The 3,907-nt window shown below is 69.7% G+C and carries 3 protein-coding genes; 2 read left to right on the forward strand and 1 reads right to left on the reverse strand.

All coding sequences use genetic code 11. The annotated features are described in order from the left end of the window. Nucleotides 1-72 precede the first annotated feature (72 nt). Nucleotides 73-1,125: an L-glyceraldehyde 3-phosphate reductase gene (mgrA, locus tag ACRDP3_RS23105; RefSeq protein ID WP_431518918.1), complete on the reverse strand. Its 1,053-nt coding sequence runs from the start codon at nt 1,123-1,125 to the stop codon at nt 73-75. A gap of 110 nt (nt 1,126-1,235) precedes the next feature. On the opposite strand from mgrA, the gene ACRDP3_RS23110 reads away from it, so the two are divergent. Together ACRDP3_RS23110 and ACRDP3_RS23115 are read left to right on the forward strand one after the other, a co-directional pair. Next, complete coding sequence (locus tag ACRDP3_RS23110) at nt 1,236-1,997, forward strand: isoprenyl transferase (RefSeq protein WP_431518919.1); 762 nt, start codon at nt 1,236-1,238, stop codon at nt 1,995-1,997. Between the two features lie 545 nt (nt 1,998-2,542). After that, nucleotides 2,543-3,865 carry a PhoH family protein gene (locus tag ACRDP3_RS23115; RefSeq protein ID WP_431518920.1) on the forward strand — a complete coding sequence of 441 codons (1,323 nt, stop codon included), beginning with the start codon at nt 2,543-2,545 and terminating at the stop codon, nt 3,863-3,865. The last annotated feature ends 42 nt before the right edge of the window (nt 3,866-3,907 follow it).

Genomic DNA, 3,907 nt, shown 5'->3' on the forward strand with positions numbered 1-3,907 from the left:
GGTCCGAACCCCCCTCGGACCGGCCCGCTTCTTGTTTCCGGAGGGCGGTCCCGCGGGTCCGCCCTCCGGTCGTCAGCTCTCGCTGCTCCGGGCCCAGATGTTGGTGCCGGGCTCGGAGACCGCGTACGCGTCGATCTCGCGCAGCTCCTCCGCCGTGAGCTCCGGCCCCTCCAGCGCCGCCACGTTCGACTCCAGCTGCGCCACGCTGCTGGCACCGATCAGCGCCGAGGTCATCCGCGGATCGCGCAGCACCCAGCGCAGCGCCAGCTGGGCCAGGCTCTGGCCGCGGCGCTTGGCGACCTCGTTGAGCCCGCGCAGCCGCCGCACCACCTCGTCGGTCAGCAGCTCCGGGTCCAGCGACTTGCCCTGCGCGGCCCGCGAGCCGGCCGGGACGCCGTCCAGGTACTTGTCGGTGAGCAGGCCCTGGGCGAGCGGCGCGAAGGAGATGCAGCCCATGCCTTCCGAGTCCAGGGTGTCGAGCAGGGCGTCGTCCTCGGTCCAGCGGTTCAGCATCGAGTAGGAGGGCTGGTGGATGAGGGCGGGCACGCCCATCTCGCGCAGCAGCCCGGCCGCCTCGCGGGTCCGCCGGGCGTTGTAGGAGGAGATGCCCACGTACAGCGCCTTCCCCTGCTGTACGGCGGAGGCCAGCGCCCCCATCGTCTCCTCCAGCGGGGTGTCGGGGTCGAAGCGGTGGGAGTAGAAGATGTCGACGTAGTCGAGGCCCATCCGCCCCAGCGAGGCGTCCAGCGAGGACAGCAGGTACTTGCGGGAGCCCCAGTCCTGGTACGGGCCGGGGTGCATCGGATAACCCGCCTTGGTCGATATGACCAGTTCGTCGCGGTACGGGCGGAAGTCCTGATCCATCAGCTTGCCGAAGTTCAGCTCGGCGGAGCCGGGCGGCGGCCCGTAGTTGTTGGCCAGGTCGAAGTGTGTGACGCCCAGATCGAAGGCGCGGCGCAGGATGGCACGCTGGTTGTCGAGCGCCCGGTCGTCGCCGAAGTTGTGCCACAGGCCGAGGGAGACCGCGGGCAGCTTGAGCCCTGAGCGGCCGGTACGCCGGTAGGCCATCGTGTCGTAGCGCGCCTCGCCGGCGCGGAAAGGGTGGAGTGAGGAGTCGTGCGTCATGGCCCCTTTCCTATCAGGCGGCTGCGCGAGCGGCCCCGCTTCGTCCGGGGGGCTGACCCGCAGTAAGCTGCAAGAATCCCGGACTCGGCATGGAGGAGCTGGCCATTCCCATGAAGCTTCGTGACCTGGTGTACAGACTGTATGCACGCCGGGTGGAGGATCGTCTCGACACCGACCAGGTGCCCAAGCACATCGGCGTCATCCTGGACGGGAACCGGCGCTGGGCACGGGCCGCGGGCGGCACCACGGAGCAGGGTCACCAGGCCGGCGCGGTCAAGATCCAGGAGCTGCTCGGCTGGTGTGCGGAGACGGACGTGAAGGTCGTCACGCTGTGGCTGCTCTCCACGGACAACCTCACCCGGCCCGAGGAGGAGCTCCTCCCACTGCTCGGCATCATCGAGGGCACCGTTCGCGACCTGGCCGCCGACGGCCGCTGGCGCGTACACCACGTGGGCCAGATGGACCTGCTGCCCGACCGGACGCAGCGGGTGCTGAAGAAGGCGCAGCAGCAGGCCGGTGAGAACGACGGAATACTGGTGAACGTGGCCGTCGGGTACGGCGGGCGCCAGGAGATCACCGACGCGGTCCGCTCGCTGCTCGCCGACCGCGCGGAGCGCGGGGTGAGCGTGGGGGAGCTGGCCGAGAGCCTGACGGTCGAGGACATCTCCGAGCACCTCTACACCCGTGGGCAGCCGGACCCGGACCTGGTCATCCGTACCAGCGGCGAGCAGCGCCTCTCCGGCTTCATGCTCTGGCAGAGCGCGCACTCCGAGTACTACTTCTGCGAGGTCTTCTGGCCGGCCTTCCGCAAGGTCGACTTCCTGCGCGCGTTGCGCGACTACGCGGCGCGGCACCGCCGGTACGGGAACTAGGCGCCTACGGCGCGGTGTTGCCGGGCTTCGCAGGCTCCCCAGGCTTCGCCGGGGAGACCTGACCCCGGCTTCGCCGGGACGGCTCGGGCCCGGCGGCCCAGAACCCGTTCGGGCCCGCGGCCCGAGCACCCGTTACCCGGGCCTGGCGGCCAGGACCACGCTCGGGCCTGACGGCCCGGGGAGTGTCGTCTTCGGCGGGGGCCGCGTCGGGGCGGGGCCATCCGGGGGAACGGGCACGAGTTCGCGCACGTGGACCCCTCAGGGTCCCCGGAACGGGTCGGGGTGCTCCCCCAGGTGGGGTTCAGGGCATATGCCTTGGCATGCATGCGCCCCACCGGGGGAATATCAGCCTCATGGCTGGGTGCCCTCCACAGGCCCCGGCGCCGGGAGGCCCGATTTGCAGACCACGGACGACCGCAGCAGACAGGCGGGCGACGCGGATGACGCGGAGGGCCGGTACCCGGCCCGCTCCGCGCGGGTACGGACCGGTCTTTCCCTTCGCGACGCCGTCGCTCCCCAACCTCTTCCGAGGGGGTTCGTCCACCGTGGTGACCAGCAAAAAGCGCAACGAGTCCGACCGGCGCACGTATGTCATCGACACCAGCGTGCTGCTAGCCGACCCGACGGCAATGGATCGTTTCGAGGAGCACGAAGTCGTGCTTCCGATCGTCGTCGTGACCGAGTTGGAGGCAAAGCGGCATCATCCCGAGCTCGGCTACTTCGCGCGGCAGGCGCTGAGAAGGCTTGATGAGTACCGCGTCCGGTTCGGCAGGCTCGACGCCCCCATCCCGATCGGGGAGTTGGGCGGTTCGCTGCGAGTGGAGCTGAACCACTCCGACACCTCTGTCCTGCCGGCCGGATTCCGGCTGAACGACAACGACTCGCGGATCCTGGCGGTCGCCCGGAACCTTCAGGCCGAGGGGTACGACGTCACGGTCGTCTCCAAGGACCTGCCGCTGCGGATCAAGGCGTCGTCCGTCGGACTCCTCGCCGAGGAGTACCGCGCGGAGCTGGCCGTCACCGATTCCGGCTGGACGGGCATGGCCGAGCTGACTCTCCCCGGTGAGGACGTCGACGAACTCTTCGCTGCCGAGAGCCTGTTCGTACCCGAGGCCGCCGAACTCCCCGTGCACACCGGTCTGGTGATCCAGTCGGAGCGGGGCAAGGCGCTCGGCCGGGTGACCTCGGAGGGACGGGTCAAGCTGGTGCGGGGGGACAGGGAGGCGTTCGCGCTGAAGGGCCGCAGCGCCGAACAGCGCATCGCGCTCGACCTGTTGCTCGATCCCGAGATCGGCATCGTCTCCATGGGCGGCCGGGCCGGCACCGGCAAGAGCGCGCTCGCGCTGTGCGCCGGACTGGAGGCGGTGCTGGAGCGACGGCAGCACAAGAAGGTGATGATCTTCCGTCCGTTGTACGCGGTCGGCGGCCAGGACCTGGGCTACCTGCCGGGCACCGAGGCCGAGAAGATGAACCCCTGGGCGCAGGCGGTCTTCGACACGCTCTCCGCGGTCACCAGCCGCGAGGTCATCGACGAGGTCATCGAGCGCGGGATGCTGGAGGTGCTGCCGCTCACGCACATCCGAGGGCGCTCGCTGCACGACGCGTTCGTCGTCGTGGACGAGGCCCAGTCGCTCGAGCGGAACGTGCTGCTGACGGTCCTGTCCCGGATCGGCCCCGGTTCGCGGGTCGTTCTCACCCATGACGTGGCACAACGGGACAATCTACGCGTCGGGCGATACGACGGTGTGGTGGCCGTCGTCGAACGACTGAAGGGGCACCCGCTCTTCTCGCACGTCACTCTGACCCGGTCCGAAAGGTCCCCCATTGCAGCACTGGTGACCGAAATGCTCGAAGAAGGCCGAGCCTGAGGGCAGTTCAACAGAAAGGCGCCGTTCGTCCCTGTGACGAAC

This window comes from Streptomyces sp. (genome assembly GCF_050698815.1).
GTDB lineage: Bacteria > Actinomycetota > Actinomycetes > Streptomycetales > Streptomycetaceae > Streptomyces.

Excerpts from the sequence above, each read along its gene's own strand:
- mgrA (WP_431518918.1), bottom strand. The coding sequence starts at position 1,125 with ATGACGCACGACTCCTCACTCCACCCTTTCCGCGCCGGCGAGGCGCGC.
- ACRDP3_RS23110 (WP_431518919.1), top strand. The coding sequence starts at position 1,236 with ATGAAGCTTCGTGACCTGGTGTACAGACTGTATGCACGCCGGGTGGAG.